The sequence below is a fragment of the Microbacterium sp. NPDC058062 genome (assembly GCF_042885375.1).
Lineage (GTDB): Bacteria > Actinomycetota > Actinomycetes > Actinomycetales > Microbacteriaceae > Microbacterium > Microbacterium trichothecenolyticum_C.
This window is the reverse complement of the sequence record NZ_JBHVSC010000002.1, coordinates 64,049-90,636: the sequence shown is the minus strand read 5'-3', so window position 1 is coordinate 90,636 and position 26,588 is coordinate 64,049. Positions and strand designations below refer to the sequence as shown.

Here is a 26,588-nt window from a genome sequence, read left to right as displayed (position 1 = left end):
GCGGTGCTAGCGTGAGGCCGTGAGCAGCTACAAGATCGCCGAAGCGGCGCGCCTTCTCGGCGTGAGCGACGACACCGTACGGCGGTGGGTCGACGCGGGGACGCTGCCGACGACCGGGGCGTCGCCGATCGAGGTCCCCGGCGACGCACTCGCGGCGCACGCGGTCGGGCTGGCCGCGACGCCGAAGGATCCGGCCGACGTGCTCTCCAGCGCCCGCAATCGGTTCGTCGGACTCGTCACGCGTGTGCAGATCGACGGCGTCATGGCGCAGGTCGACATCCAGTCCGGGCCTCATCGCGTGGTCTCGCTCATGTCTTCCGAGGCGGTGCGCGAGCTCGAGCTCGAGCCCGGCTCGCTCGCCGTCGCCGTGGTGAAGGCCACGAACGTCATCGTCGAAACCCCGAAAGGCTGACATGCCGCGCTCCGCGCTTCTGCGTACCTCCGTCGTCCTCGCCTCGCTCGCATTCGTGCTCACCGGCTGCGCGACCGGCGCCGATCAGGATCCGGCGGCGACGTCCGCGCCGACGACCTCGGCCGAGCCCGAGCTCGCCGGCGACCTCACGGTGTACGCGGCGGCATCGCTGAAGGCGGCGTTCGATGAACTGGCGACGGAGTTCGAGGCGCAGCATCCGTCCGTCGATGTCCAGCCGATCACGTACGACGGGTCGTCGACGCTCGCCACCCAGATCATCGAGGGCGCCCCCGTCGACGTGTTCGCGTCGGCCGACGAGAAGAACATGCAGAAGGTCGTCGACGAAGGCCTCGCGTCGGGTCCGCAGCTGTTCGCGACCAACACGCTCGTGCTGGTGGTGCCCGCCGACAACCCCGGCGGCGTGAAGAGCCTCGACGACCTCGCGAACGCCGATCTCACCGTCGTGCTGTGCGCCGCCGAGGTGCCGTGCGGCGCGGCGTCTGCGACGCTGCTCTCGAACGCCGGCGTCACGGCGAGCGTCGACAGCTACGAGCAGAACGTGACGGCGGTGCTCACGAAGGTCGCCGCCGGTGAAGCCGATGCGGGACTCGTCTACGTGACGGATGCGGCGACCACCGACGACGTCGACGCGATCGAGGTCGACGGCGCCGAGGACGTCGTGAACCGCTACCCGATCGTGGCTCTCTCCGCCGCGGCGGACCCCGAGGTCGCCGACGCGTTCGTCGCGTTCGTGCTGGGCGACAAGGGGCAGGAGGTGCTCGCGGCCCTCGGCTTCGGGGCGCCGTGACCACCGCCGAAGTGACGCACGCGCCCGCGCGCGAGGAGCGCGCGGGGTTCGTGCCGCGTGTGCTCGCCGTACCCGCGGTGATCGGGCTCGCACTGCTCATCCTGCCGCTGGGCGCGCTCGTGCTGCGGGTCGAGTGGGGGACGCTGTGGAGCGACGTCACCTCGCCCGAGGCGCTGTCGGCCCTGGGGCTCTCGCTCGCGACCGGCGCGGCAGCCACCGTGGTGTGCGTCGTGCTGGGGGTTCCGCTCGCGCTCCTGATCGCCCGGAGCACCGTGCGCACGGCAGCAGTGCTGCGCGCCCTCGTGACGGTGCCGCTCGTGCTGCCGCCCATGGTCGGCGGTGTGGCGATGCTGTTCCTCTTCGGCCGCACCAGCTGGCTGGGCGGCATCCTCGCGGAATGGGGCATCCGCATCCCGTTCACGACCACCGCCGTCGTGATGGCGCAGACCTTCGTCGCGCTGCCCTTCTTGGTGCTCGCACTCGAGGGCGCGCTGCGGTCTACGGGCGTCGGCTTCGAGCAGGCGGCGGCGGGCCTCGGGGCGGGGCGCTGGACGATCCTCGCCCGCGTGACGCTGCCCCTTGCGGCCCCGGGGCTGGTCGCCGGCATCGTGCTGTGCTTCGCGCGTGCGATCGGCGAGTTCGGGGCGACCGCGCTGTTCGCGGGGAACGCGCCCGGCGTGACGCAGACCATGCCGCTCGCGATCTACACCGCCTTCAACGGCGCGGGCGTCTCACAGGGCACGGCCGTCGCGCTGTCGCTGCTGCTGCTCGTGACCGCCGTCGGCGTGCTGCTCCTCGTGCGCGCCTGGCGAGCAGAGGCGCCGCGATGAGCGCGGTCGTGCCGGAGCGAGGAGGGGATGCCGGGCCCGGCGCCGCAGCGGGGCTCGACGCCCGCGTGGTGGTGCGCCGCGGCGGGTTCGCGCTCGAGGCCGTCCTGCAGGTGCCGGGTGGATCCGTGGTCGCCCTCATGGGTCCGAGTGGCGCCGGCAAGTCGACGCTGCTCGGAGTGCTCGCGGGGCTGACGGGGTTCGACGAAGGCCACGTACGTCTCGGTGGACGCACGCTCGACGAGTCTCCCGCGCGCCGCACCCCGCCCGCGTCGCGCGGCGTGGTGCTGCTCGGGCAGGATCCGCGCCTGTTCCCGCACCTCAGCGCGCGCGACAACGTCGCGTTCGGGCTGCGCGTGCACGGCGCGACCAAAGCCGCCGCCGCGGACGGAGCCGTCGACTGGCTCCGGCGCGTCGGCCTCGAGGATCTCGGCGAGCGCCGTCCCGCGCAGCTGTCGGGGGGCCAGCAGCAGCGCGTCGCACTCGCCCGTGCGCTCACGACGGCGCCCGCCGCGATCCTCCTCGACGAGCCGCTGACGTCGCTCGACACCGAGACGGCCGGCGACGTGCGCGCGCTCCTGCATCAGCAGCTCGCGGCCACCGGAACCACGGCGGTCGTCGCGACCCACGACGCGGTCGACGCCGTGGCGCTTGCGAGCCGCCTCGTTGTGCTCGAGGACGGCCGCGTCACGCAATCCGGTCCCGTCCGCGAGGTGCTCGCGTCGCCGGCGACCCGGTTCGCCGCCGCGGTGGCGGGGCTCAATCGAGTAGCGGGACGGACGGATGCTGCCGCCTGGCGTGCGGGCAACCTCGTGCTGCCGGCGCCGGCGGGGGCGCAGCATCCTGCCGCTGCTGTGTTCCGTCCGAGCGACGTCCGGGTCCTCGACGGGGCGCCGAGCGGTGCGGGGGAGTGGACCGCGCACATCGTGCGGCTCGAGCAGACGCCCGCGGGGGTGCGCGTGCGCACCGGCGAACCCGACGTCGCGGTGGACGTGACCGCCGACCGTGCGGCGGGGCTGGCACCCGGGGATCCGATCACGCTGCGGGTGGACCCGGCCGACGTGCGCTTCGTCGTCGACGCTTGAGTCTTCGCCGTGCTCGGCGCGTGTCGTATTCGGCGCGCCGGACGCGCTCCGCTCGACGACCGGTGGGCGGGGTGCGACGCGAACCGCAGACCGTAGACTCGGCCGGTGATGCGAATCCGCCCGTTCCGACCGGGTGACGAGCCCGCCCTCGCCGAGATCTGCCTCAAGACCGCGGACGCCGGCGCCGATGCCACCGGTCTGCTCGACGACGACGACCTCTGGGCCGAGATCTTCGTGCTCCCGTACGCGGCGCGTCACCCCGAGTTCGCGTTCGTCGTCGAGACGGACGATGAGCGCGTCGTGGGCTATATCGTCGGTGCGCCGGACTCCGCCGCTTTCGAGCACTGGTTCGAGACCGAGTGGTGGCCGCGGTTCGCCGAGCGGTGGCCGAAGCCGCAGGGGGACCCGCTGCCGGTGAGCGTCTCCCGGCAGGACGGCATCGTCCGCTACGCGTACGCGCGCCGCGGCGGCGCGCAGCCGTTCGGCGACGCGTACCCCGCGCACCTGCACATCGATCTGCTGCCCGAGACCCAGGGGCAGGGGCTCGGCCGCCGCCTCATCGAGACGCTCGAGACGGCTCTCCGCGAGGCCGGGGTGCCCGGCCTCCACCTCGTCGCGTCGTCCGACAACACCGGTGCCATCGCGTTCTATCCGCGCGTGGGGTTCGAGCCGCTGCCGTCGCCCGAGGGCACGCAGGTCTTCGCGACGCGCCTCTGACGGTGCCGAGGCGGCCGTGCCGTCGGTCGCCGGTGAAAGCTCCGGGCCGGATCGCGCAGCGACGCCCGGAATCGAGGCGGTACAGCTGTTTGAGCCCGGCGCTTTGACACGGATGCGAGCGCATTCGCGCGCGGGCGTCAAGCCCGTGCCTCCCTTCGAGCACTCCCGTAGTCTGCGGGCGTGGACGATGTCTCGGCGCCGACCGGCCGCGAGCCGGAACTGACCGCTGTGCCGCGTGCGGACGGCTCCGCGCCGCGCGCGCTCGTGCTCGGGGCCACCGGGTACATCGGCGGACGCCTGGTGCCGCGGCTGCTGAACGCCGGGTACGAGGTCCGCGTGCTGGCGCGCGACCCCGCCCGGGCTGCGGCTCTCCCCTGGGGCGACCGCGTCGAGATCGTTCCCGGAGACGCCACCGACCCGGCATCCGTCGGGGAAGCGGTCGAGGACGTCGACGTGCTGTATTACCTCGTCCACTCGATGTCGGGCGGCGCGACCTTCGCCGACGCCGATCGTCGTGCTGCCCAGACGGTGTCGCGGGCGGCTGTCGAGGCATCCGTCGGCCGGATCGTCTATCTCGGCGGACTGCACCCCGACGACGTCACACTGTCGCCGCACCTCGAGTCGCGCGTCGAGGTGGGGGAGACCTTGATGGGAAGCGGCGTGCCGACGATCGTGCTGCAGGCGGGCGTCGTGATCGGTTCGGGGTCGGCGTCGTTCGAGATGGTGCGCCACCTGACCGAGGTGCTCCCGTACATGCCGGCGCCGAAGTGGGTGCGCAATCGCATCCAGCCGATCGCCGTGCGCGATGTGCTGCACTACCTGCTCGGTGCCGCGCGTCTGCCCGCCGACGTGAACCGGGCGGTCGACATCGGCGGCCCGGATGTGCTGCGCTACGGCCAGATGATGAACGGCTACGCGGTCGAGGCGGGGCTGCCGCAGCGGCCGATCGCGGCGCTGCCGGTGCTGACGCCCCGGCTCGCCTCGCACTGGGTGAACCTCGTCACGCCGATTCCGCGGTCGATCGCGCGTCCGCTCGTCGAGTCCCTGCAGAACGAGTGCATCGTCAAGGACCACGCGATCGACGCCCTCATCCCGCCACCCGAAGGCGGACTCACGCCGTACCGGACGGCGGTGCGGCTCGCGCTCGGCCGGGTCGAAGCGGACGCGATCGAGACGAGCTGGCAGGACGCCGAGGTGCTCGGCGCGCCGAGCGACCCACTGCCGAACGACCCCGACTGGGCGGGACGCGTCGTGTTCACCGACGTGCGCACCGCGCACACCCCCGCATCGCCCGCGGCGCTGTGGGCGGTGATCGTGGGAATCGGCGGCGAGAACGGCTGGTACTCGTCGCCCCTGCTGTGGGCGGTCCGCGGATGGATGGACCGCCTCGTCGGCGGCATCGGACTGGCGCGCGGACGACGCAGCAAAGGGCGGCTCGCGGTCGGCGACGCCCTCGACTTCTGGCGCGTGGAGGCTCTCGACCCGGGACGGATGCTGCGCCTCCGCGCCGAGATGAAGGTGCCGGGGCTCGCGTGGCTCGAGCTGAAGGCGTCGCCCGACGGCGACCGCGGCGGCTCACGCTACGATCAGCGCGCCGTGTTCTTCCCGCGCGGACTGGCGGGGCGCCTGTACTGGCTCGCGGTGGTGCCGTTCCACGGGTTCATCTTCGCCGGGATGGCGCGGCGCATCACCGCGACGGCCGAGGCCGCGGCGGAGTCCGCCCAGCCGTGACCGCGTCGGTTCATCCGACGAGGAGCGGTTCGCCCGACACCAGCCGCTCCAGCACCGAACCCGGTGGGACGTCGTCGTACTTGTAACTGAGCTTCTGCACGAGCGAGGCTCCGGCGACGAAGCGGAGTGGATCGGGATCCCAGGGCTGCATCATCCCGAGCTGCAGAAGGTGGCTCGCGGCGCTCGACAGCGTGGGCGCAGCATCCCACTGGCCGTGGAACTCGGGGACGAGGTCGAGGAGCACCTCGAAGATGCGGTGGTACAGGAAGTAGTCGGGGATCCCGCCGTCCTGCTCCCACCACGCCTCGAGCGCGAGCCGCTGCAGCCGGATCAGCGGCGTCCCGGGCACGGCGGCGATGAACCAGTTGCCCATCTGCCGGTGCGTCCAGCGCGGGTAGAGCGCGCCCGCGGTGAGGAGCGGAGCCACCGCCTCAGGCAGAGGCGCCGGCGCCCAGCACGTCGCGTCCACCCAGATGCCGCCCAGCCGGTCGAGCACGCTGATGCGGACGAAGTCGGAGAAGTGCGCGGGGTGGTCCTTCTCGAGGGCGTCGGCGACCGCGTCGGGGATCTCCACGAGCTCGCGCGCGGAGCGGCCGTCCAGCACCGTCAGCGGCGTCGGGAGATCGGCGTGCAGGCGCGTCATCTCGCCGACGCACGCCTGCACCAGCGGTGGGGCGGTGTCGAGGGGTGTGTTCCAGAACGTGTACAGGTTGAGCGCGGACGGGTCGATGCGCTCGCCGTCGCTCTGGGCGATGAGGCGGCCGTCCCTGCGGGTGCCGGGCTGTTCCGGGAGCCCCGCCGCCACGCGCAGTTCGGGCAGGCGCGGGCGCAGGAAGTCGGTGAACGTGCGGTATGCCGCGATCGCGGCGACGGGGTCGACCGAGTCGCGGAACCTGTCCGCGCGCCGCAGCTGCGCCTCGAGCCCCTGCAGCGGGTTCGGGATGCCGTCGCTCACGGTGCGAGCCTATGCGCCGGTGCCCGCGGAAGCCGGGATCACGCGACCAGGCGTCCGTCCTCGATCCGCACGACGCGGTCGACCTGGCCGTCGGGTACCGCCACGTGCGAGATCAGCACCACGGCCTGGTCATCACGGACGGCGCCGAGCAGATCGGTGAGCAGGCGATCGGAGGCATCCGGGTCGACGCCCGCCGTCGGCTCGTCGAGCACCAGCACGGGGAAGCCTCGCAGGAGCGCCCGCGCCAGCGCGATCCGCTGCGCCTGCCCTCCTGACACGAGCGCGCCGCGCTCGCCGACGCGCGCTCCGAGACCCCCACGCTCGCGCAGCCACGGCCCGAGGCCGACGCGATCGAGCGCGGCCTCGAGCTCGGCGTCCGTCGCGGTGTCGCGCGCGAACAGCAGGTTCTGGCGGATGTCCTCGTCGAAGAGCATCGGATGCTGCTCGCACAGGCCGACGGTGAGCCGCACGTCGTCGGGCGAGAGGTCGTGCACCGAGCGAGCGCCGATGTCGTAGCCGCCCTCGATCTCGAGGAACCGCACGAGCGCGTGCGCGAGGGTGCTCTTGCCGGCGCCGCTCGATCCCATGACGAGGACGCGCTCGCCGGGCCGGATGGTGAGGTCGACCTCGTGCAGCGCGGGCTCGGCGGCGCCCGGCCACCGCACGCTCGCGGCCTGCAACCGGATGCCGTCGCCGAGCGCCGGGGCGTCGCCGGTGGGCTCGACGGTCTCGGGAGCGAGCTCGGCGGGCGGGGCCGCGGGCAGCGCGTCGGCGACGCGCTCGGCCGACGCGCGCACCTGCCGCCACGCCGACGCCGCCATCGGCACGGACGCGAACACCTCGAACACCGCCATCGGCACGAGCACTGCGACGGCGAGCGACGGGCCGGTCAGCGAATCCGACGCCGCACCCGGCGCGGTGACCAGCACCGCGGCGATCGACGCGGCACCGGCGAGCAGCGACACCAGGGCGGCGGTGCCGGCCTGCGCTCCCGAACGACGGACGACGGCGCGCCGCAGGGCGGCGTCGGCCCGGGCGATGCGCTCCCGGCTCTGCGCCTCGGCGCCGAACGCCGTGAGCACGTCGAGGCTGCCGATGTGGTCGAGCACCGCGTCGGCGAGGCGGGCGCGCAGCGGCGCGATGGCGCGCTCGGCGCGGGCGCCCGACATCCATCCCCACAGCGTCGCGATCGCGGCGGCGACCACGAGGCACGCGAGGAGGGTCAGTGCCGCCGGCCACCACACGAACGCCACCAGCACGACGGCGCCGAGAGCGACCAGGGCTGACGAGACGAGCGGCTGCACCACCCGCAGCGGGAGGTTCTGCAGCTCGTCGACGTCGTCGACGAGGGCTCCGAGCACCGAGCCACGGCGGGTGCGGGCAAGACCGTCCGGGGCCAGGGGGACGAGCCGGCGTACGAGGTCGGCGCGCGTCGAGGCGAGCTGCCGCAGGGCGGCGTCGTGGCCGGTGAGCCGCTCGAGGTAGCGGAACGAGGCCCGCGAGATCGCGAAGAAGCGCACGCCCACGACCGCGGCGGACAGGTACAGCACCGGCGGCTGCTCGCTCGCGCGCACGATGAGCCAGGCGCTCACCGCGAGGAGGGCGACGGCCGAGGCCTCCGACGCGAAGCCGGCGGCGAGAGCCCACCAGAACCGCCGCGCGGGAGGCATCGCGCCCCTCAGCACCGCCGCTGACGTCGAGGCCTGCGCGGTCATGCGAGCACCTCGCTCGACTCGAGCCGCACGACGTGGTCGGCGATGGCGCGCGCCGACGTGCGGTGCGAGATCAGCAGGATCGTCGCGCCCTCGTCGGCGAGGAGACGGATGCCTCGCCACAGCCGGCCTTCCGTCTCGGGGTCGAGCGCCGAGCTGGGTTCGTCGAGCGCGATCACCGGGGCGTTCCCGCGCAGGTGCCGGTAGAACGCACGGGCCACCGCGACGCGCTGGGCCTGGCCGCCGGACAGACCCGCGCCCTGCACGCCCAGCTCCTGCGCCGGGTCGAGCGCGCCGGCGCAGGCGAGGTCGAGGGCGCGCCGGATCGCAGCGGGGTCGGGTGCCGCGTCGCCGAGCGTGACGTTGTCGGCGATGCTGCCGGTGAGGAGCCCCGGCCGTTGGCCTGCCCACGCGAGCCATGCGGACGGCGCGAGGGCGCGTACGTCGGCGCCGCCCCAGGAGGCATCCCCGTCGAACATCGCGGCCCCGCGCAGTGCGGCGAAGAGGCTGGACTTTCCGGAGCCGCTCGGCCCCTCGATGAGCGTGACGGTGCCCGGCCCGGCCGTCAGATCGACGGGCGGCAGCAGCCGGTCCCCGCGCGTGACGCGGACGCCGTCGAGGGCGAGGTTCGCGCCGGGTGCAGGCGTTTCGTCTCGCTCGTTCCTCGCTCGCTCAACGAGCGGTTGCTTTAGTCCCGGTCGTTGAGCGGAGGGCGCTCTAGCGCCCGCAGACGAAACGCCTTGGATGTTCGGGATGGGCCGGGGGAGCTCAACGCGAACACCCCGCGCCGCATCCAGCACGTCGAACACGTCGTCGGTCGCGGCGACGCCCTCGGACGCGGCGTGGAACTGCACGCCGACCTGGCGCAAGGGCAGGTACGCCTCGGGTGCGAGCAGCAGCACGTAGAGGCCCACGGCGAGCGTCAGCGCTCCGTCGATGAGCCGGAAGCCGATCGACACCGCGACGATCGCGACGGCGATCGACGCGAGGAACTCGAGCGCGAACCCCGACAGGAACGAGACCCTCAGCACCCGCATCGTCTCGCGGCGGTACTCGCCGGTGACCCGTTCGATGGATGCTGCGGCTCGGTGCTGCCGACCGAACACCTTGAGCGTCGAGAGGCCCTGCACGGTGTCGGCGAAGCGCGAGGCGAGGCGCTGGAGCGTGCGCCACTGCCGGTGCTGCACCGAGCGCGTGGCGAGGCCGATGAGCACCATGAAGATGGGGATCAGGGGGAGCGTGAGCAGGACGGTCAGCCCCGAGATCCAGTCCTGCCACCACATCACCGCGAGGATCAGCGGCGTCGCGACGACGGTCTGCACGAGCTGCGGCAGGTAGCGGCCGAAGTACGCCTCGAGGGCGTCGAGGCCACGGCCCGCGGTCACGGCGAGGGCGGCGGAGTTGCGGGCGCCGAGCCACTCGGGTCCGAGGACGCCGATGGCCTCGACGAGTCCCGAGCGCAGCTGGCCCTGCACCCGAGCGGCCGCGCGCGCGGCGACGGCCTCGCGCGCCCAGAGCAGCACGGCGCGGAGAGCGACCGTGATCGCGAGCGCGCCGAGCGTCGCGGCGAGTTCGGCCGACGGCATCCCGTCGATGGCTCCGGTGATGGCGCGCGTCAGCAGCCATGCGAACGCGACGATCACCGCGGTCTGCGCCGCCGCGATCGCGGCGATGGCGACGAAGAAACCGCGAGAGGCGCTCGCGTACCTCAGCAGCCGCGGGTCGACGGGCTTGCCGTTCACGCGAGGCGGGGCATCCGTCTCACTCATTCCTCTTCGACCCTACCTATGTCGTGGTCTGTCGCCGTCCTCGTGGCGACCGCTACTGTGTGTCGCACCGCGCGAAGGGGCAGAGGCGCATGTGGAGCATTCCGATCATCGACGGTCCGGTGCCATGGATCGTCTACACCGTGGCGTTCGCGTTCTTCCTGGTGCTGCTCATCCGCAGGCCGACGGCCCGATGGGTGCTCACTGCGCTCCTGGCGCTCCTGGTGGGCGCGCTCGTCGGCCTCGGGATCGGGCTGCTGATCGACGCGACCGACCTGTTCGGCGCCGACCCGCTGCCGATGCCGGTGCTGTGGTGGGCGGCCGCCACGTTCGCCGCGATCGGCCTCGCGGTCGCGAACCTGTGGCGCTCGCCGCTGTGGCGCAAGATCGTCGCGATCGTCGGCATCGTCGTGTTCGCGATCGCCGGCGGGATCGGCATCAACGCGGTCTACGGGCTCAACCCGACGCTGGGGAGCGTGTTCGGCATCGTCGACGACAACCCGATCGTCGTGCCGACCAACACCGCGACAGCCGATCCCGATGCCGGACCGCTCTACGAGACCTTCACACCCCCGGCCGACATGCCCGCCAAGGGACAGCAAGGCACCCAGGCGATCCCCGCGACCGCGTCGGGCTTCAACGCCCGGGCCGCGGGCATCTATCTGCCTCCGGCGGCGCTGGTGCCGAACGCGCCCGCCCTGCCGCTGGTCATCATGATGATGGGTCACCCCGGCAACCCCGACCCGAGCGCGATCGCCGGCGTGCTCGACGACTTCGCGGCGAAGAACAAGGGGCTCGCGCCGATCGTCGTCGTGCCGGACCAGCTCGGACCTGACGGCAACGACCCCGCCTGCGCCGACTCGAAGGCCTACGGCAACGCCGAGACCTATGTCACGAAGGACGTGGTCGCCTGGGCGAAGCAGAATCTCCACATCATCCAGGACCCGAAGTACTGGGTCATCGCCGGCTACTCCAACGGCGGCGGATGCGCCGTGAAATACCTCGCGAAGTACCCCGACCAGTGGAAGAACCTCATCGACATCTCGGGGGAGCCGTTCCCCGGCTCGGAGGACCCCGGCAGCGTCACCTCGACGATCTACGGCGGCGACACGGCGGCGTTCGAGGCGGCCAAGCCCATCGCCATCATGCAGGCGGCGCCGGCGGGGACCTACGACGGCATGACCGCCGTCTTCACCGCCGGTTCGCAGGATCCGACCTACATCCAGGCGGCCAAGGACGTCTCCGGCGAGGCGCAGGCCGTGGGGATGACGGTGACGTACTACGAGGTTCCGGGCGCCGGTCATGTCGGCGACGCGCTGACGGGTGGACTGCAGGAGGGGTTCACCGTGATGTATCCGGTTCTGGGGCTGTCGGCGAAATGAGGGACGGAACCGGATGCTGCGGCCCGCAGCATCCGGTTCCCATCTGCCTCAGTGCGCGGGCGCCGTGGCCGCCTTCTCGATACGGGAGCGGGTGACGCGCTTGCGGAAGATCCAGTACGTCCATCCCTGGTAGGCGAGCACCAGCGGCAGGAAGACGAGCGCCGCCCACGACATGATCGTCAGCGTGTAGTCGGTGCTCGACGCGTTCTCGATCGTGAGCGATCCGGCCGGGTCGCCGGTCGACGGCATGACGTACGGGAAGAGCGCGAACCACACCGCGAGCACCGCGGTCACGATCGTGAAGGCGCCGAACCCGAAGGCCCAGCCCTCGCGACCGCGCGCGTTCGAGATCCACGAGGCGATGAGGAGCAACGCCGCCACTGCAGACAGGATCGCCGTGACCATCGCGAAGTCGCGACCCTCGGAGAACGCCATGGCGACGGTCCAGACGAGGAACGCCGCGGCGACCACGATCGTGAGGAGCCCCGCGCGTCCGGCGAGCCGGCGTGCGTCGGCGGCGACCTGGCCGTCGGTCTTCAGCGCGACGAAGTAGACGCCGTGCGTGAAGAAGAGCAGCAGCGTCGTCAGGCCGCCCAGGAGCCCGTACGGGTTGAGGAGGGTCAGCAGCGAACCGGTGAACTCGTGGTCCGCGTCGAGCGGCACACCCTGCACGATGTTCGCGACGGCGACGCCCCAGAGGAACGCCGGCACTGCGGAGCCGACCACGATCATCGTGTCGAAGCCCCTCTTCCAGCGGAGCGAATCGCGCTGGTGACGGTACTCGAACGAGACGCCGCGGAGGATGAGCGCGAGCAGGATCAGCAGCAGCGCGAGGTAGAAGCCGCTGAAGAGCGTCGCGTACCACTCCGGGAACGCGGCGAACAGACAGGCGCCGGCGACGATGACCCAGGTCTCGTTGAGGTCCCACACGGGGCCGATCGTGTTGATGACCTGGCGGCGGCTGATGTCGTTCTTGCCGAGGAACGGCAGCGACATGCCGACGCCGAAGTCGAACCCGTCGAGCACGAAGTAGCCGACGAAGAGGAAGCCGACGATCCAGAACCAGAGGTAGGCGAGATCCATGATGTGCTCCTGCAGCCCTTAGTAGACCGTCGTCGGGGTGTCTTCGACCGCCTGGGTGCGCGCATCCGGCGCTCCCGGCTCGGGGAGGGGCTCGGGGCCCTTCTTGGTCGTCTTCAGGATGAGGCCGAACTCGACCACCGCCAGTGCCGCGTAGATGAGGGTGAACGCGGTGAGCGAGATGAGCACGGTCCATCCGGGCACCGAAGGTGAGACGCCGTCCTCGGTGAGCATGAGGCTGAACACGATCCAGGGCTGGCGGCCCATCTCGGTGAAGACCCAGCCCACGAGGATCGCGAGGAGGGAGGCCGGCCAGGCCCAGATCGCCAGTCGCCAGGCCCACGCGGGAACCTCGCGCTTGGCCTTCTTGCGGGTGAGCCAGAGGCCCACGACCGCGACGAGCGCCGCGACGCCGCCGAGGCCGATCATCCAGCGGAACGCCCAGTACGTGACCCAGAGGATCGGCGCGAAGTTGCCGTCGACCTGGTCGGCGAACTGCGGGAACAGCTCGGTCGTGTAGAGGTTGTTGAGGTCGTTGATGCCCTCGACGCAGCCGTCGAGCGAGTGCGTCGACAGCAGCGCCAGCAGGTACGGCACGCGGATCGAGAAGAGCTCGCTCGTGCCGTCGGGCGTACCGAGCGTGAAGATCGAGAACGAGGCATCGGCCCCGCAGGCGCTGTCGAACATCGCCTCAGCGGCCGCCATCTTCATCGGCTGCGTCGCCACCATCACGAGGCTGAGCTGGTCACCCGAGATCGCGACGCCGGCGAAGGCGGCGATGAGGCCCCAGAGACCGAACTTGAGCGACGAGCGCATCATCTCGACGTTCTGCTTGCGCAGCAGGTGCCAGGCCGAGATCGAGACGATCACACCCGCGGTCATCATGAACGCCGCGAAGAGGGTGTGGGGGAGTGCCGCCAGCGCCACCGGGTTCGTCAGCACCGCCCAGAAGTCGGTCATCTCGGCGCGCGAGCCGTCCTCGGCCATCTTGAAGCCGACCGGGTTCTGCATGAACGCGTTCGCGGCGAGGATGAAGTACGCCGAGAACCACGCGCCGATCGTCGCGATCCAGATGCTCGCGAGGTGAAGCGCCTTGGGCAGTTTGTCCCACCCGAAGATCCATAGTCCGATGAAGGTCGCTTCGAAGAAGAACGCCATCAGGCCCTCGAAGGCGAGCGGGGCGCCGAACACGTCGCCGACGAACCGCGAGTAGGACGACCAGTTCATGCCGAACTGGAACTCCTGCACGATGCCCGTGACGACGCCCATCGCGAAGTTGATCAGGAAGATCTTCCCGAAGAACCTCGTCAGGTGCAGCCACTTCACGTTGCCGGTGCGGAACCACGCGGTCTGGAAGATCGCGACGGTCAGCGCCATGCCGAGCGTGAGGGGGACGAAGAGGAAGTGGTACAGCGTCGTGAGGCCGAACTGCCAGCGCGCCAGCAGCAGAGGGTCCAGCAGATCCACGATGCGATTCTCCGATCGTTCCGGACTGGGTCTGATCACCGTAGCATGTGGTCAGACCACACGGGCGACGAATCCCCAGGGGCGCCCGGTGCTCCCAGATTCCCAGGAATCCGCGCAGGGGGCGAGCCTCCTCGCCGTGAATAAAGCGGTCGCACCGGCGCCCGTCGCCCGTCGCGCGACTACCCTCGGAATCATGGCGAGCCGGGCACAGCGATCGGGGCCGGGCGCGTGACGGCGATCCCGGTGACGATCGGGCGACGGATGCTGCAGCCCGCGGCATCCGCCTCTTCCGGCGCGGTCGCCGCCCCGAATGCCGCTCCGGTGGGGTCGATCGGTTCCCCGTTGGTGGACACGCACGGGCGTGTGCACCGCGACCTTCGCATCTCGTTGACGGACCGGTGCTCGTTGCGGTGTACGTATTGCATGCCGGAGCAGGGCAATGAGTGGTTGGCGAAGACGAGCATCCTGACGGTGGATGAGATCGTGCGGATCGCGCGGGTGGCCGCGGCGGACGGGATCAGCACGTTCCGGCTCACCGGTGGGGAGCCGCTGCTGCGCACCGACATCGTCGACGTGGTGCGCCGTCTCGCGGAGATCGCGGGGCCGGATGGGCGGCCGGTGGAGATCGCGATGACCACGAACGGGATCCGGCTGCCGGAGTTGCTGCCCGCCCTGGTCGGGGCCGGGCTGACCCGGCTCAACATCTCCATCGACACGCTGCGCCGTGACCGGTTCCATGCGCTGACCCGCCGGGACCGGTTGGGTGACGTACTGGCGGGGATCGCGGCGGCCGGGGCATCCGGGCTGCGCCCGTTGAAGCTGAACGCGGTGGCGATGCGGGACGTGAACGATGACGAGCTGGTGGAGCTGGTGGAGTTCGCGATCGCGCATGATGCGCAGATGCGGTTCATCGAGCAGATGCCGTTGGATGCCGGGCATACGTGGGATCGGTCGCGGATGGTGACGCAGGACGAGATCCTCACCGCCCTCGGTCGGCGGTGGGTGTTGACGCCGGTGCCGGGCCGGGGTGGGGCGCCGGCGGCGCGGTGGACCCTGGACGGCGGCCCGCATTCGGTGGGGGTGATCGCGTCGGTGACGGCGCCGTTCTGCGGCGACTGCGACCGGTTGCGGTTGACCGCGGACGGGCAGCTGCGCAACTGCCTGTTCTCGACCACGGAGTACGACCTGCTGCCGATCCTCCGCGCGGAGATCTCCCCGGGGGGTGAGCCTGTCGAAACCCGGATCGATGGGATGCTGCGGTCCTGCGTGCACGGCAAGCTGCCGGGGCATGCGATCAACGACCCGTCGTTCCTGCAGCCCGCGCGCGGCATGAACGCGATCGGCGGCTGACATGGGCCGCATCACCGCCCGCAGCCCCGTCACCCGCATCGCACTGAACGACGGCGACGTGGCGGTGCGCCGTCGCGCCGACACGCTCGTCGTGGAGGAACCGCTCGAGATCCGCATCGCCGGCGAGCCGCTCACCGTCACGATGCGCACGCCTGGCAACGACCTCGACCTCGCCGCCGGATTCCTGGTTTCGGAGGGCGTGATCTCGGCCGCCGCGGACCTGCGTTCGGCGATCCACTGCGGCGGGCCGGGCACCGGGGCTGTGCCGTCCACCCCGCTGCTCACGATCGGCATCGGTCCCGCGGAGCCGGCGACCTCGAGCGAGAACACCTACAACGTCCTCGACATCGCGCTCGCGCCCGAGCTCGCACCGCTCGTCACCGACATCGCCCGCAACTTCTACACGACGAGTTCGTGCGGCGTCTGCGGCACCGCGTCCATCGAGGCCATCGAGAAGCAGTCGCGCTACGACGTCGGGACGGATGCCGCAGCCGTCGACGCGACCATGCTCGCCGGTCTTCCCGATGCGCTGCGCGCCGGTCAGACGGTGTTCGACAAGACCGGCGGCCTCCACGCGGCGGCACTGTTCGACGCGGCGTCCGGTGAGCTGCTCGTGCTGCGGGAAGACGTCGGCCGGCACAATGCCGTCGACAAGGTCGTCGGGTGGGCGGTGCTGGAGGATCGCCTGCCGCTGAGCGGAACCGTGCTGCAGGTGTCGGGCCGCGCCAGCTTCGAGCTCGTGCAGAAGGCCGTGATGGCCGGCATCCCGATCCTGTCCGCGGTCTCGGCGCCGTCGTCACTGGCCGTCGAGCTGGCCGCGGCCTCGGGGCTCACGCTCGTCGGGTTCGTGCGCGGGTCGTCGATGAACGTCTACGCCCGGCCCGACCGGGTGCGGGTCACGGCCGCGGTGCGCTGACCACGCCGGGATTCAGCCGCGCGACGCGGCGAGCTGCACGACGCACTGCGTCGGGTCGCACGACGGCGCGATGCCCTCGACCCGCAGCGGGCCGCCGGCCTGCGCGAGCACGCTGTCCATGAGCCCGATGTGCACGTCGCACAGCACGCCGCGGTGCTCGGCGGCGGGCACGTGCGGGCAGGGCGTCAGATCGACCGTGAGGTCGCGTTCGTCGACGAGAGGGTCGAAGCCGGCGTCGCCGAGGTCCTCCACGAGCGCGTCGAGCTGGTGCAGCGCGTCGGCGCCGAGTTCGGCATCCGTGTCGGATCCGTACACGCGACGCAGCAGGTCTCCGCGACGAGCCGCCTCCTCCGCCCGGCGGACGGCGACAGGGCTCGAGGCCGCGTCGGAGCCGGTGGCCGCGGAGTAGAGCACGCGCGGGCGTCCGCGCGTGGTGCGGTGCTCGGTCTCGGCGATCACGTACCCGGCGTCGATGAGGCGCTGCACGTGCTCGCGCACGGTGTTGGCGTGGAGACCTGTCGCCTCGACGAGCTCGGAGATCGCCCGCTGCGGGCGCTCCTGAAGCAGGTGCATGATCTCGACGCGGGAGTAGCTCGAGATCGCGCTGTACCCGGTCGTCATGGTCCCATTATCGCGGGGCGCCACGACGACCGGGTGCCCGCAGGTTCACCCGTGTCGGATCAGAACAGCTGGCCGAAGATGAGGATCGCGATGAAGAACACCGCGACGATGCCGACGATGATCGCGAGCGTTCGGCCGGAGAGCTTCGCGACGCCCCAGCCGACCAGCACGGGGATGGCGAAGAGGAACAGCGCGACGATCCACCAGAACGCGGAGTAGGCGCCGCTGGTCGCGTCCTCGAGGCGTCCGCCGAACAGCGACTGCGTCGCCGGGTGCGTCGCGAAGCGGACCGCGATCGAGATGGGAACCGCCACGAACACGAAGACGACGAGTCCGATGAGCCAGCCCCAGAGGGTGGAGCTTCCGCCGCCCGAGAGGACGCCGCCGTGGAGCTCGGGTTCGGGCTTCTGCTGCTGCTTGCCTGATGCCATGGGCATGACTCTAGTGGCGCGCGGTGGCGGGGCATCGCACGATTCGCACGATTTCGCCCGGACATGGCGCTGTCCGCCGGCGGGGACGGGCGGACAGCGTCGGGGCGCCAGGGAGAACCGCCACTGGGGGAGCGATCTCCGCGCTCACCATCCACGATCGCCGTCCGTCAGGGGGTGGAGCTTCGGGGCGCGCGCTCGCGGGGTCTGAGAGAGAAACTACGCCCGCCGCCGGTGTTCGCAAGGGGGATTGCCTGTGCGTCTCCTGAGTGCTACCCGGCTGTGCCGATAGCCGGCGTTCGCACGCTCGTGGTGGGATGGGACCGACATGAGCCAGCCGCCGCCTCCCCTCGATTCCGCCACCGCGATCGCCGCTGCCGTGCGCCAGGGGGAGGTGACCGCGCAGGAGATCGTGGAGGAGCATCTGGCCCGCATCGCGCGGATCGATCCCGCACTCAACGCGCTCACCGTGGTCTTCGCCGACCGTGCGCGGGCCGGGGCCGCTCAGGTGGACGCCGCGGTCAAGGCGGGTCGCGACCCCGGGCCTCTCGCGGGCGTGCCGATCTCGGTGAAGGAGAACATCGACCTCACCTGGTCGGCGACGACCAACGGCTGGCGAGGGCTCGCCGACGCCGTGCCGGCCCGAGACGCCACCGTCGTGCGGCGGTTGCGGGATGCCGGCGCGGTGCCTGTCGCCCGGGGAAACATGCCCGACTTCGGGATGCGGTGGGACACCGACAACGACGTGTTCGGCCGCACCCTGAACCCGTGGAACCGCGCACGCAGTGCCGGCGGATCCAGCGGCGGCGACGCCGTCGCGGTGGCGACCGGGATGAGCGCCATCGGCCTCGGCAACGACTTCGGCGGCTCGCTCCGCCTCCCCGCCTACGCGGCAGGCGTGGTCGGGCTCCGCCCGTCGCAAGGGCGTGTGCCACGTGCGGCCGTGCGCGAGCAGCCGGTGGCGCTCACGCTCCAGCAGTTCTCCGTGAACGGGCCCATGGCGCGACGTGTCGACGACGTCGCGCGCGCACTCGGTGTCATGCAGGGATGGGATGCCGACGACCCGGTGTCGGTCGCCGCTCCCGCGGTGCGCCCCGGCGCGGTGCCGCGTCGCGTCGGCGTCGTGCGCGATCCTGCGGGCCTCGAGGTGGATCCGGAGGTGGCGGCCGGAATCGACCGGGCCGCGGCATCCCTCGCCCGTGAAGGCTGGGATGTCGTCGACGTCGGCGTCCCGCTGCTCGAGGAGGCGGCCGTGCTGTGGCGGCGGCTGTCGTGCACCGACATGCTCATCTCGCTCGACCCCGCGGCCCTCGGCCTGCCGCTGGGGCGTTCCGCCACGGCGTTCCTGCGCGACAGCACGGCGGCGGCGCGCCCGTACGAGTCGGCGCGCGAGTACGCGGAGGCGTGGGCACGGCGAGCCGCGATCGCGGCGGAGTGGCGACGGCTGCAGGTCGAGGTGCCCGTGATCCTGGGACCTGTGTCGACCTCGCGGATGCGCGAGCCCGACTACGACCTGGGCGGACAGGAGGCCGCGGACCGCGCATGGCGCGATCTGTGGCTGACGGTGGTCGTCAACTTCCTCGGACTGCCGGCGCTGGCCCTGCCCACTGGTCTCGGCGCCGACGGAATGCCCACCGGTGTGCAGCTCGTCGGCCCCGCGTTCGGCGAGGACGTGCTGTTCGAGGCGGGGCGCGCGGTCGAGGCCGGAGTACCGGCCCTTCCTCCGGTTCCTTCGCCGGTCTGAGGCGCCTCTGGTGCACGGAGGCGCCCGTGCGCCAGGCTGAGGCAGGCCCGCCGGGGGTGCGGGCGGTATCAGCGGCATCCGTCCGTCCTCTTCCGAGACGGAGCCGAACGGAGGACCCATGTCTCGCACGCAGGCGTCGCCGGTCGCGCTGCCCGATCTGCGGGGGCGCACCGCACTGGTCACGGGCGCGAGCGACGGCGTGGGCGTCGAGATCGCGCGTGGCCTTGCGGCGGCCGGCGCCGATCTCGTGCTGCCGGTGCGCAATCGCGTCAAGGGAGAGCGGGCGGTCGAACGCGTCCGGGAGAGCGCGCCCGATGCGCGTGCCGACCTGGTCGACCTCGACCTTGCGCGCCTCGACTCGGTGCGCGCGCTCGCCACGGCGATCCTGGCCGATCGCACGCCCCTCGATCTCGTCGTGCTCAACGCCGGCATCGTGCTGCTCGGCGACCGCGAGCGCCACGTGAGCACCGATGGTTTCGAGCTGCACTTCCAGACGAACTTCCTGGGGCACTTCGCGCTCACGACGGCGCTGCTGCCGCTGCTGCAGGAGCGGGGAGCGCGCGTCGTCGTGCAGCTGAGCCTGGCCGCCCGCTTCGGGCGCCCCGCCTGGGACGATCTGCAGAGCGAGCGTCGCTACTCCCCGCTGCGCGCCTACGGGGCGTCGAAAGTGGCGTCAGGACTGTTCGGCTACGAACTCGCCCGGCGCTCGGCGGCGGCCGGGGGCGTCACGGTGCACCTCAGTCATCCCGGCGTCGTGCCCGACACCGGGATCGCGCCAGCCATGCGCGCCCGCGATCGCGGCAGTCTCGGACGCCGACTCGCCGACGGCCTCGGCAATACGCCCGCGCAGGCCGCGCAGCCGGCGCTGCTCGCTGCGGTCACCGTCCCCACTGCCCCTCCACTCGCCGCTGGCGCGGCGAGCGGAGCCTCCGGCCGCGTGGGCCCAGCGCCGGCCCCGGGCTTCTTCGGCCCTGCGGGTGCGCTGCACTTCGGCGGCGCGGCCGGCCCCGTGCGCCCGTATCGACGTCTCGCCGACCCGGTCGACGGTGCGCGGATGTGGGCGGTGGCCGAACAGCTGCTGCAGGACCGCAGCGACGCCGTGCGCGCCTGAACCGGAGCGTCGGCTACGGCCCGGGCGTCTCGGGCGTCTGCGGGAACGGCGGTTCCTCCGGGTGGGGCGCCAGCGGCTCTTCGGGCCAGGGCGCCATCGGCTCGTCCGGCGGCGACGGGATGCTGGGGCCGGGGCCCGGGTCGGGGCTTCCCGGTCCGGGAGAGCCCGGCCCGGGAGGCATCTCGCCCGGCGGGGTCTGGTCCGGCATGGGCTCGGGGACTGTGGGGTCGGTCATGACGTCTCCTGGGAGGAACGAGGGCCGCGCGTCGTGCCCTCCATCACCCCCAGCCTGCGGCGCGGGCGACGACGCGGCGAGGCCCTTGACCGCGACGCGGTGCGGGTCTACGCATCAGCGGCCGGGGTCGAACCGCGCGTGCGCCAGCCGGTGCAGCATGAGCGCGACGTCGAGGCGCGTGCGCCCGCGCGCTGTCGACGGGTCGTACCCGAGCCGCGTCGGAAGCTCGTGCAGCCGTGCGCCCATCGTGGAGTGATGCACGCCGGCGTCGGCGGCCAGGGAGCGCTGAGAAGCGCCGCCCGCCAGGGCGCGCAGCATCCGTTCGCTCCACGCGGTCGCGAGCAGCGCGTCGATCGCGAGCACGTCGGGATGCGGCGATGCGCGCAGGTCCTCGGTCTCGGCGAGCTGCAGCAGAGGGCCGAGGTCGGCGGCGCGCACGACGGGCTCGTCGTCGTCGGCGAGGCGCAGCGCGACGAGGGCGGAGCGCCACGACTCGCGCAGGTCGGACAGCCCGGAGGCTGCCGTCCCGATGCCCGCTCGGGGTGCGGGCGCACGGTCGTCGGGCGAGAGGGCGGCGCGCGCGAGGCCGAATCGCGTCGCGACCACGGCGTGGGCGAGAGGACGGTCAAGGCGCACGGTCGGCGGCACGGCGACCGCGTGGATCGCGGTATGCGCGCCCAGCGACAGCCGGGCGGCCGCCTCCTCGCGCTCCTGTTCCGACGCGTCGCCCGTGAGCAGCACCTCGACCGCGCGACGCGTGGGCGTGCTGGTGTCGAGCCGGACCGACTGGATCGACAGCGCGATCGCCAGCCGCTCGAGCACCATGGCGTCGTTCGCGTGAGCATCCCCGGCGCGCTCGAGCCACACCGTCGAGCCGTCGGCCGACGGGACAGCCGGCCAGTCGTCGGGACGGCCCGGCGCCAACTCGGCACCATCCGCGCCGAAGCGGCGGCCCTCTGCGCGGCCGGTGTGCACGTGTCCGATCGGCGCGCCACTGAGCACGGCGGCTCCGCGCAGCATCCCCTCGGCGCCGACGCGTCCATCGACCAGCGCGTCGAAGTACGCGATGACCTTGAGCGTCTCGCTCGCCTCGGGGTCGAGGGCGCTGAGCCTGCCCACGAGTTCCTTCATCGGCATCCCCCTCGACGCTGCTGAGCCCCACCCTACGCGGGCGGGACTCAGCAGCGCGGCTCAAGCGTCGAGCATGCGGGTGAGCCAGCGGTTGCGGGTCTCGATCATCGCCATCGAGATCTGGGCCTGCGGTGCGAAGCCGTCGAACCCGTGGAAACCGCCCGGCCACACGTGCAGCTCTGCGATGCCGCCGGCCGCCCAGATGCGCGACGCGTAGGCGACGTCCTCGTCGCGGAACACCTCGGCGCTGCCGACGTCGATGAAGGTGGGCGGCAGGCCCGAGAGGTCCTCGGCGCGGCCGGGAGCGGCGTAGATCGACACGTCGTCGGTGCCGCGGCGGTCGCCGAGCAGGGCGTTCCAGCCGGTGAAGTTGCTCGTGCGGTCCCACACGCCGATGCCCTGGATCTGCAGCGCCGACACCGACTCGTTGCGGTCGTCGAGCATCGGGTAGATGAGCAGCGAGGCGCGCAGGGCCGGGCCCTGGCGGTCGCGGGCGAGCAGCGTCACGCCGGCCGACAGACCGCCCCCGGCGCTCGCCCCGCCGACGATCATCCGCGTCGGGTCGATGCCGAGCTCGTCGGCGTGCTCCGCCGTCCACACGAGGCCCGCGTAGCAGTCCTCCACCGGTACCGGGTCGGGGAACTCGGGCGCGAGGCGGTACTCGACGCTCACCACGACCGCGTCGTGGCTGGCGACATAGGGCAGGAAGGCCTGCACGCCCATGAAGCGGTTGCCGATCACCATGCCGCCGCCGTGGATGTGGTAGATCCCGGGCCCCGTCGTGGTCCGGCCGGGCCGACGGTAGATCGACAGCACGATCTCGCCGCCGTCGTAGCCGGCGATCGTGCGCTCCTCGTGCACGGCGCCGACGGCCGCGACCTGGTCGTCGAGCGTCGGGTCGGCGGGCATCTCGCGCATCAGCGGGATCATGTCGGGCGTCAGCGTGGGCTTGATGACCTCGGCGATGAGGCCGAGCGCGGCGTGGAGCTCGGGATCGAAGGGTGGTGCGGTCAGCTCGGGCATGGGGTCTCCGTCGTTCGGGTCCGCCGCGGCGCTGCGGCGTACGTCGATCCTCACTTCATGGTGATGGATGCCGCGACCGCCGTGTGCGGCGGTTTCAGGGCTGTGAACCCGCCAGGTGCGCGGGCGCTCGTGCGCAGGGCGCCGCGGGGGCTCCTTAGGCTGGAGGGGTGGCATCCGTTCTCAACATCTCGGCGTACCTCTTCACACGCATCGACGACGCCGGCGAGCTGCGCCCGCTGCTGCGTGAGCGCGCGGTCGCTGCCGGATTGAAGGGGACGATCCTGATCGCCGAGGAGGGGATCAACCTCTTCCTCGCGGGCGACGCCGAGGGGGTGCGCGGCTTCGTCGCCGCGCTGCGGGCGGATTCGCGCTTCGCCGCGCTCGCGACGAAGGAGAGCTGGTCGGACGCGCAGCCGTTCGGCAAGATGCTCGTCAAGGTCAAGCGCGAGATCATCCGCATGGACCACCCCACCATCCGCCCCGAGGGCAATCGCGCGCCCGCCGTCGCGCCCGCCACGCTGCGCCGGTGGCTCGACAGCGGTCACGACGATGACGGCCGCGAGGTCGTGCTGCTCGACACCCGCAACGCCTTCGAGGTCGACTACGGCGCCTTCGACGGCGCTCTCGACTGGCGCATCGAGCGGTTCACCCAGTTCCCGGATGCCGCGGCCGCCGCGGCGTCCGACCTCCAGGGCAAGACGGTCGTGAGCTACTGCACCGGCGGCATCCGGTGCGAGAAGGCGGCGATCTACCTGCGCGAGGCGGGCGTCGAGGCCTACCAGCTGGACGGCGGCATCCTCGGCTACTTCGAGCACGTGGGCGGCGACCACTGGAGCGGCGACTGCTTCGTGTTCGACGAGCGGGAGGCTCTGACGCCGGGCCTCGCCCCGCGGTCGGGGGCCCTCGCATGACCGCGCAGGAACCGGCGGCCGCTGCTCGTCCCGTCGGCCGCGCCGCGGTCCTGGGCGCGCTCGGGGTCGATGTCGTCCTCGTGATCGCGTTCGCCGCCATCGGTCGCGCGAGCCACGACTCCGACGTCTGGGCAGGCCTCTGGCAGACCGCCTGGCCATTCCTGGCGGGCCTTGGCATCGGCTGGCTCGTCACGCGAGCGTGGCGTGCACCGGCGGCGCCGGTGCGCACCGGCCTGGGCGTCTGGGCGGTCACCGTCGCGGGTGGGATGCTGCTGCGCTGGGTCTCGGGTCAGGGCACCGCGCCGGCGTTCATCATCGTGGCGTCGCTCACCCTGCTGGTTGCGCTCGTGGGCTGGCGGGTCATCGTCGCGATCGTGCGTCGCGTGCGCCGGCGCTGACTCGGGCGGGCTCAGGCGGTCTTGCGCAGGCCCGTCTCGATCACGATCCGGTTGCCGTCGATCACACCGGGGCCGTCTCCGGGAAGCGGGGCGGGTGCCGGCGTGATCTGCTCCGCCTCCCACACCGCGCGGGCGTTCTCGGCCGTCGGGTAGAAGAACTCCTCGACTCCGAGCAGCCCGCCCGACGAGTGCGCCGGCGTCTCGCCGCGCCGGCGACGTCGGTGCGTGTCGAACGAGAACCACAGGAAGTACACCGGCAGCGCGACGACCGCGGAGACGAATCCCCACACCATCGCGTCGCCCACGGTCATGCCGACAGCGTACGTCGCCTCAGCGGTGAGCGGAGGCCTGGAGGGTGACGTCGGGAGGGAACTCGGCGAACCACGCCTCGAAGGGCACTGGAGTCCCGTCGCCGGGCACCTCGTCGACATACGCCGTGGCGGCGCGCACGATGCGGCCGTCGATCGCCCGTGCGACCACGGTGACGGCGACGTAGCGCTGATCGTCGGCGAAGCGCCCGCTCACGGTGCCGGTCGCCGTGCCCGGCGGGGTGCGCGTCGAGGTGCCGCCGGGGTCGGGTGTGCCCGCGAGCCCGTCGACGCGGAACGAGCCGGTCTCGTCCGCCGGGGAGAGCGTCGCATGCGAGGCCTCGGGCACGGTCACTTCGAGGGTGTCGATCAGCTCCTCGCCCTCGATGGTGAAGTAGCCGACGACCGCGGTCTGGCCCGACAGCAGGGTCGCGATGGCGGTCGAGGAACCGATGACGGTGCCGTCTTCGGCGTACGCCTGTGCGTCGAGGAAGGCGTCGAACACATAGTCGGCGTTCGGGTTGTCGACCACGACGACGTACCACCAGATGTCGCCGAAGTCGTGCCCGAACGCGGTCTCCGTCACCGTCGGCCGCTGGGGCGTCGGGAACTGCGCGCCGGGGTCGGGCTGGCCGTCCGTCCCCGGCGCGGCGACGCCGGGGATGGCGTAGTCGTCGTACCCGTCGCCTGTATTCGGAACGACGTCATCGCGGGAGGAGGTGCTGAACGGTCCGAGCACCGAGACCACGACCACGACGGACACCAGGCCCCCGAGGACCGAGGCCGCCAGCGCGCCCGCGCCGAAGCCCTTGCCTCCCTGATTCCGGCTGAGGAGAGCGACCAGCGACAGGACGAACGCCGCGAGGAGCAGCAGGGGAGCGAGCAATCCGGCGCCCGATCCGAGCCCGACACCGACGAAGAGCAGGAGCACCCCGGCACCGGCGAGGACCAGCGCGACGATGGCGAGCGCCTTCGGCCGGCTGTCGCGGCCTCCCGGCACCGGGTACGCCGGTGCCGTCGGGGAGCCGGGTGCAGCGGGGTACGCCGAAGTGGTGGGGTAGCCGGGCGCGACGGGGTAGCCCGATGCCTGGGCCGCGCCGTCCCGCGCGTAGGGCGGGAGCAGGTGGTCGGCTCCGCGCGGGTCCGTGCCGGCGAGCCCGTAGCCGTGCGGCGCTGCGTACGGGCCCGGGATACTCGGCGCCGTCGGCGAGGCGTCGCCGGGTTCTGGTGCCGCGTACGCCGGAACCGCGTACTGCGGGGCGTCGAGGTCGGGTGTGCGATAGCGCCGCGGGGTGGGCGCGCCGTCCGGAGTAGACGCGTTCGCGGGGTCGTCCGGTGTCGCCGCTTCGGCGGGGTCGCCCGGAGGGGAGGGATCGGGCATGCGGCTCCTGTTCGCGGTCTCCTGGCTGCCCAACCTAGCGAAGTGCGTGCCCGCGGTCGGGCGACTCGGGCGAGCGGAGACGACGACAGCGCCCCCTGCACAGCCCTGGGCGGGCGACGCAGGAGGCGCTGTCGGTGGCTTCGCGGTGTCAGCTCAGGCCGTTGGCGGCGAGCCAATCCTTGGCGATGTCTTCGGACGAGCGCTGGTCCACGGTCGATTCGACATTCAGCGCGACGAGGCCCTCGGGCGTCAGCGCGGCGCTCACCGCGTTGATCACGTCGGCGATCTCATCGGCGAGGTCCGCATTCACGAGCGGAACGACGTTGGATGCCAGGAAGAGGCCCTTCGGGTCCTCGAGCGTCACCAGCTTGTCCGTCTCGATGCGGGGGTCGGCGCTGTAGACGTTCCCCACCTGGATGTTGCCGGCCACCAGTTCGTCGACCGTCGTGTCGGCGGTCGGATTGAACGTGACGGAGACGCCGTAGACCTCTTCAAGACCCTTCGGACCATAGGGGCGCTCTTCGAGCTCGGGCGGGCCGCCGAGCACGAGGCCGTCGATGCCGGCGAGGTCCTCGATCGAGGTGAGCCCGTTCTCCTCGGCGAACGCGGCCGTGACGTTGTAGGAGTCCTGATCGGTGGCGGGCGACTGGTCGAGCACCGTCAGCCCGTCCGGCAGGGCGTCCTTGAGGGCCGCGTAGACGTCATCAGGAGTGGTCGCCGTCGTGTCGGGCTCGAAGTACTGCAGCAGGTTGCCGGTGTACTCCGGGAACAGGTCGATCGAGCCGTCCTCGAGCGACGGGAGGTACGCGTCGCGCTGCCCGATGTTGAAGTTGCGATCGACGGTGAAGCCGGCGCCCTCGAGTGCCTGCGCGTAGATCTCGGCGATGATCTCGTTCGAGTAGTAGGCCTGCGAGCCGATGACGATGGTCGACGAGTCAGCGGTGTCTCCGCTGTCCGTGCTGTCGCCGCTGAGCGGGTCGCTCGACGCGCAGCCCGCGAGAGCCAGCGCCGCGATGGCTGTTCCGGCGAGGGCTACGGCGAGCCGGGTTCGTGCTGTGGACATTGTCATACCTCCGGTGTGGTGGTGGG

Annotated in this window: 27 protein-coding genes; 13 read left to right on the top strand and 14 right to left on the bottom strand. The window is 72.1% G+C overall.

Annotated features, from left to right (window positions below; all coding sequences use genetic code 11):
* Positions 1-19 precede the first annotated feature (19 nt).
* The 6 genes from ACFVSU_RS05085 (at position 20) to ACFVSU_RS05060 (ending at position 5,580) form a co-directional block, all read left to right on the top strand.
* Positions 20-412, top strand: a complete 393-nt coding sequence (locus ACFVSU_RS05085) for a molybdopterin-binding protein (protein WP_387138997.1) — start codon at positions 20-22, stop codon at positions 410-412.
* 1 nt (position 413) lies between these two features.
* On the top strand, positions 414-1,220 hold the full coding sequence (gene modA / locus ACFVSU_RS05080; RefSeq protein WP_387138994.1) for a molybdate ABC transporter substrate-binding protein: 807 nt from the start codon (positions 414-416) through the stop codon (positions 1,218-1,220).
* A gap of 11 nt (positions 1,221-1,231) precedes the next feature.
* A complete protein-coding gene (locus ACFVSU_RS05075; RefSeq protein WP_387141240.1) occupies positions 1,232-2,050 on the top strand; it encodes an ABC transporter permease in 819 nt (272 codons plus the stop codon).
* On the top strand, positions 2,047-3,132 hold the full coding sequence (locus tag ACFVSU_RS05070) for a sulfate/molybdate ABC transporter ATP-binding protein (protein WP_387138991.1): 1,086 nt from the start codon (positions 2,047-2,049) through the stop codon (positions 3,130-3,132). Before ACFVSU_RS05075 ends, ACFVSU_RS05070 begins: the two co-directional genes overlap by 4 nt.
* 105 nt (positions 3,133-3,237) lie before the next feature.
* A complete protein-coding gene (locus ACFVSU_RS05065; protein ID WP_387138988.1) occupies positions 3,238-3,849 on the top strand; it encodes a GNAT family N-acetyltransferase in 612 nt (203 codons plus the stop codon).
* A 180-nt stretch (positions 3,850-4,029) separates the two neighbouring features.
* The gene (locus ACFVSU_RS05060) at positions 4,030-5,580 is read left to right on the top strand and encodes an SDR family oxidoreductase (RefSeq protein WP_387138984.1); all 1,551 of its coding nucleotides are present in this window, start codon (positions 4,030-4,032) and stop codon (positions 5,578-5,580) included.
* Between the two features lie 10 nt (positions 5,581-5,590).
* Here ACFVSU_RS05060 and ACFVSU_RS05055 read toward each other — a convergent pair whose 3' ends face one another.
* From ACFVSU_RS05055 to cydD, 3 genes are read right to left on the bottom strand one after another with little or no spacing between them, the layout of a single operon-like run.
* Positions 5,591-6,535 carry a capsular polysaccharide synthesis protein gene (locus ACFVSU_RS05055; protein WP_387138981.1) on the bottom strand — a complete coding sequence of 315 codons (945 nt, stop codon included), beginning with the start codon at positions 6,533-6,535 and terminating at the stop codon, positions 5,591-5,593.
* Between the two features lie 38 nt (positions 6,536-6,573).
* Entirely contained in the window at positions 6,574-8,250 is a 1,677-nt protein-coding gene (gene cydC, locus ACFVSU_RS05050) for a thiol reductant ABC exporter subunit CydC (protein WP_387138978.1), read from the bottom strand.
* A complete protein-coding gene (gene cydD / locus ACFVSU_RS05045; protein ID WP_387138975.1) occupies positions 8,247-10,016 on the bottom strand; it encodes a thiol reductant ABC exporter subunit CydD in 1,770 nt (589 codons plus the stop codon). The genes cydC and cydD overlap by 4 nt, the downstream gene beginning before the upstream one ends.
* Positions 10,017-10,105: 89 nt before the next feature.
* On the opposite strand from cydD, the gene ACFVSU_RS05040 reads away from it, so the two are divergent.
* On the top strand, positions 10,106-11,395 hold the full coding sequence (locus ACFVSU_RS05040) for an alpha/beta hydrolase (protein WP_387138972.1): 1,290 nt from the start codon (positions 10,106-10,108) through the stop codon (positions 11,393-11,395).
* 48 nt (positions 11,396-11,443) lie between these two features.
* Here the strand turns inward: ACFVSU_RS05040 and cydB are convergent, their stop codons facing one another.
* The 3 genes from cydB to ACFVSU_RS05025 all read right to left on the bottom strand — a co-directional run bounded on the left by cydB (position 11,444) and on the right by ACFVSU_RS05025 (position 14,295).
* Positions 11,444-12,478 (bottom strand): cytochrome d ubiquinol oxidase subunit II, encoded by a 1,035-nt coding sequence (cydB, locus tag ACFVSU_RS05035; protein WP_387138969.1) that lies wholly within the window; start codon positions 12,476-12,478, stop codon positions 11,444-11,446.
* 18 nt (positions 12,479-12,496) lie between these two features.
* Positions 12,497-13,942, bottom strand: a complete 1,446-nt coding sequence (locus ACFVSU_RS05030; protein ID WP_387138966.1) for a cytochrome ubiquinol oxidase subunit I — start codon at positions 13,940-13,942, stop codon at positions 12,497-12,499.
* 191 nt (positions 13,943-14,133) lie between these two features.
* A complete protein-coding gene (locus ACFVSU_RS05025) occupies positions 14,134-14,295 on the bottom strand; it encodes a hypothetical protein (RefSeq protein WP_387141322.1) in 162 nt (53 codons plus the stop codon).
* Between ACFVSU_RS05025 and moaA the strand changes: the two genes are divergently transcribed.
* Together moaA and fdhD are read left to right on the top strand one after the other, a co-directional pair.
* Positions 14,264-15,292 (top strand): GTP 3',8-cyclase MoaA, encoded by a 1,029-nt coding sequence (moaA, locus tag ACFVSU_RS05020; RefSeq protein ID WP_387141237.1) that lies wholly within the window; start codon positions 14,264-14,266, stop codon positions 15,290-15,292. The two genes, ACFVSU_RS05025 and moaA, sit on opposite strands and share 32 nt — an antisense overlap.
* Position 15,293: 1 nt before the next feature.
* On the top strand, positions 15,294-16,208 hold the full coding sequence (gene fdhD, locus ACFVSU_RS05015; RefSeq protein WP_387138963.1) for a formate dehydrogenase accessory sulfurtransferase FdhD: 915 nt from the start codon (positions 15,294-15,296) through the stop codon (positions 16,206-16,208).
* 12 nt (positions 16,209-16,220) lie between these two features.
* On the opposite strand, the gene ACFVSU_RS05010 is transcribed toward fdhD, so the two are convergent.
* Both ACFVSU_RS05010 and ACFVSU_RS05005 read right to left on the bottom strand, forming a co-directional pair.
* Positions 16,221-16,829, bottom strand: coding sequence for an ArsR family transcriptional regulator (locus tag ACFVSU_RS05010; protein WP_387138960.1), 609 nt, complete (start codon positions 16,827-16,829; stop codon positions 16,221-16,223).
* A 59-nt stretch (positions 16,830-16,888) separates the two neighbouring features.
* Complete coding sequence (locus tag ACFVSU_RS05005; protein WP_387138957.1) at positions 16,889-17,260, bottom strand: hypothetical protein; 372 nt, start codon at positions 17,258-17,260, stop codon at positions 16,889-16,891.
* A gap of 325 nt (positions 17,261-17,585) precedes the next feature.
* Here ACFVSU_RS05005 and ACFVSU_RS05000 point away from each other — a divergent pair, with 325 nt between their 5' ends.
* Together ACFVSU_RS05000 and ACFVSU_RS04995 are read left to right on the top strand one after the other, a co-directional pair.
* The gene (locus tag ACFVSU_RS05000; protein ID WP_387138954.1) at positions 17,586-19,001 is read left to right on the top strand and encodes an amidase; all 1,416 of its coding nucleotides are present in this window, start codon (positions 17,586-17,588) and stop codon (positions 18,999-19,001) included.
* A gap of 118 nt (positions 19,002-19,119) precedes the next feature.
* Positions 19,120-20,112: an SDR family NAD(P)-dependent oxidoreductase gene (locus ACFVSU_RS04995; protein ID WP_387138951.1), complete on the top strand. Its 993-nt coding sequence runs from the start codon at positions 19,120-19,122 to the stop codon at positions 20,110-20,112.
* A 13-nt stretch (positions 20,113-20,125) separates the two neighbouring features.
* Here the strand turns inward: ACFVSU_RS04995 and ACFVSU_RS04990 are convergent, their stop codons facing one another.
* The 3 genes from ACFVSU_RS04990 to ACFVSU_RS04980 form a co-directional block, all read right to left on the bottom strand.
* Positions 20,126-20,347, bottom strand: coding sequence for a hypothetical protein (locus ACFVSU_RS04990; protein ID WP_387138948.1), 222 nt, complete (start codon positions 20,345-20,347; stop codon positions 20,126-20,128).
* 114 nt (positions 20,348-20,461) lie between these two features.
* Positions 20,462-21,478 (bottom strand): hypothetical protein, encoded by a 1,017-nt coding sequence (locus ACFVSU_RS04985; protein WP_387138945.1) that lies wholly within the window; start codon positions 21,476-21,478, stop codon positions 20,462-20,464.
* A 60-nt stretch (positions 21,479-21,538) separates the two neighbouring features.
* Positions 21,539-22,501: an alpha/beta hydrolase gene (locus tag ACFVSU_RS04980; RefSeq protein WP_387138942.1), complete on the bottom strand. Its 963-nt coding sequence runs from the start codon at positions 22,499-22,501 to the stop codon at positions 21,539-21,541.
* 167 nt (positions 22,502-22,668) lie between these two features.
* On the opposite strand from ACFVSU_RS04980, the gene ACFVSU_RS04975 reads away from it, so the two are divergent.
* A complete protein-coding gene (locus tag ACFVSU_RS04975) occupies positions 22,669-23,412 on the top strand; it encodes a sulfurtransferase (protein WP_387138939.1) in 744 nt (247 codons plus the stop codon).
* Positions 23,409-23,810, top strand: coding sequence for a DUF3054 domain-containing protein (locus ACFVSU_RS04970; protein WP_387138936.1), 402 nt, complete (start codon positions 23,409-23,411; stop codon positions 23,808-23,810). The genes ACFVSU_RS04975 and ACFVSU_RS04970 overlap by 4 nt, the downstream gene beginning before the upstream one ends.
* Before the next feature lie 11 nt (positions 23,811-23,821).
* On the opposite strand, the gene ACFVSU_RS04965 is transcribed toward ACFVSU_RS04970, so the two are convergent.
* The 3 genes from ACFVSU_RS04965 to ACFVSU_RS04955 form a co-directional block, all read right to left on the bottom strand.
* Positions 23,822-24,121: a hypothetical protein gene (locus ACFVSU_RS04965; protein ID WP_387138933.1), complete on the bottom strand. Its 300-nt coding sequence runs from the start codon at positions 24,119-24,121 to the stop codon at positions 23,822-23,824.
* A 19-nt stretch (positions 24,122-24,140) separates the two neighbouring features.
* Entirely contained in the window at positions 24,141-25,499 is a 1,359-nt protein-coding gene (locus ACFVSU_RS04960) for a hypothetical protein (protein WP_387138930.1), read from the bottom strand.
* Positions 25,500-25,647: 148 nt separating this feature from the next.
* The gene (locus ACFVSU_RS04955) at positions 25,648-26,562 is read right to left on the bottom strand and encodes a glycine betaine ABC transporter substrate-binding protein (protein WP_387138927.1); all 915 of its coding nucleotides are present in this window, start codon (positions 26,560-26,562) and stop codon (positions 25,648-25,650) included.
* Between the last annotated feature and the right edge of the window lie 26 nt (positions 26,563-26,588).

Coding starts and splice junctions, on each gene's coding strand:
- ACFVSU_RS04990 (WP_387138948.1), bottom strand. CDS start 20,347: ATGACCGACCCCACAGTCCCCGAGCCCATGCCGGACCAGACCCCGCCG.
- ACFVSU_RS04965 (WP_387138933.1), bottom strand. CDS start 24,121: ATGACCGTGGGCGACGCGATGGTGTGGGGATTCGTCTCCGCGGTCGTC.
- ACFVSU_RS04980 (WP_387138942.1), bottom strand. CDS start 22,501: ATGCCCGAGCTGACCGCACCACCCTTCGATCCCGAGCTCCACGCCGCG.
- ACFVSU_RS05040 (WP_387138972.1), top strand. CDS start 10,106: ATGTGGAGCATTCCGATCATCGACGGTCCGGTGCCATGGATCGTCTAC.
- ACFVSU_RS04960 (WP_387138930.1), bottom strand. CDS start 25,499: ATGCCCGATCCCTCCCCTCCGGGCGACCCCGCCGAAGCGGCGACACCG.
- ACFVSU_RS05070 (WP_387138991.1), top strand. CDS start 2,047: ATGAGCGCGGTCGTGCCGGAGCGAGGAGGGGATGCCGGGCCCGGCGCC.
- fdhD (WP_387138963.1), top strand. CDS start 15,294: ATGGGCCGCATCACCGCCCGCAGCCCCGTCACCCGCATCGCACTGAAC.
- ACFVSU_RS04955 (WP_387138927.1), bottom strand. CDS start 26,562: ATGTCCACAGCACGAACCCGGCTCGCCGTAGCCCTCGCCGGAACAGCC.
- ACFVSU_RS04985 (WP_387138945.1), bottom strand. CDS start 21,478: ATGAAGGAACTCGTGGGCAGGCTCAGCGCCCTCGACCCCGAGGCGAGC.
- cydB (WP_387138969.1), bottom strand. CDS start 12,478: ATGGATCTCGCCTACCTCTGGTTCTGGATCGTCGGCTTCCTCTTCGTC.
- ACFVSU_RS05010 (WP_387138960.1), bottom strand. CDS start 16,829: ATGACGACCGGGTACAGCGCGATCTCGAGCTACTCCCGCGTCGAGATC.
- ACFVSU_RS05005 (WP_387138957.1), bottom strand. CDS start 17,260: ATGGCATCAGGCAAGCAGCAGCAGAAGCCCGAACCCGAGCTCCACGGC.
- modA (WP_387138994.1), top strand. CDS start 414: ATGCCGCGCTCCGCGCTTCTGCGTACCTCCGTCGTCCTCGCCTCGCTC.
- ACFVSU_RS04970 (WP_387138936.1), top strand. CDS start 23,409: ATGACCGCGCAGGAACCGGCGGCCGCTGCTCGTCCCGTCGGCCGCGCC.
- cydD (WP_387138975.1), bottom strand. CDS start 10,016: ATGAGTGAGACGGATGCCCCGCCTCGCGTGAACGGCAAGCCCGTCGAC.
- ACFVSU_RS04995 (WP_387138951.1), top strand. CDS start 19,120: ATGTCTCGCACGCAGGCGTCGCCGGTCGCGCTGCCCGATCTGCGGGGG.
- ACFVSU_RS05000 (WP_387138954.1), top strand. CDS start 17,586: ATGAGCCAGCCGCCGCCTCCCCTCGATTCCGCCACCGCGATCGCCGCT.
- cydC (WP_387138978.1), bottom strand. CDS start 8,250: ATGACCGCGCAGGCCTCGACGTCAGCGGCGGTGCTGAGGGGCGCGATG.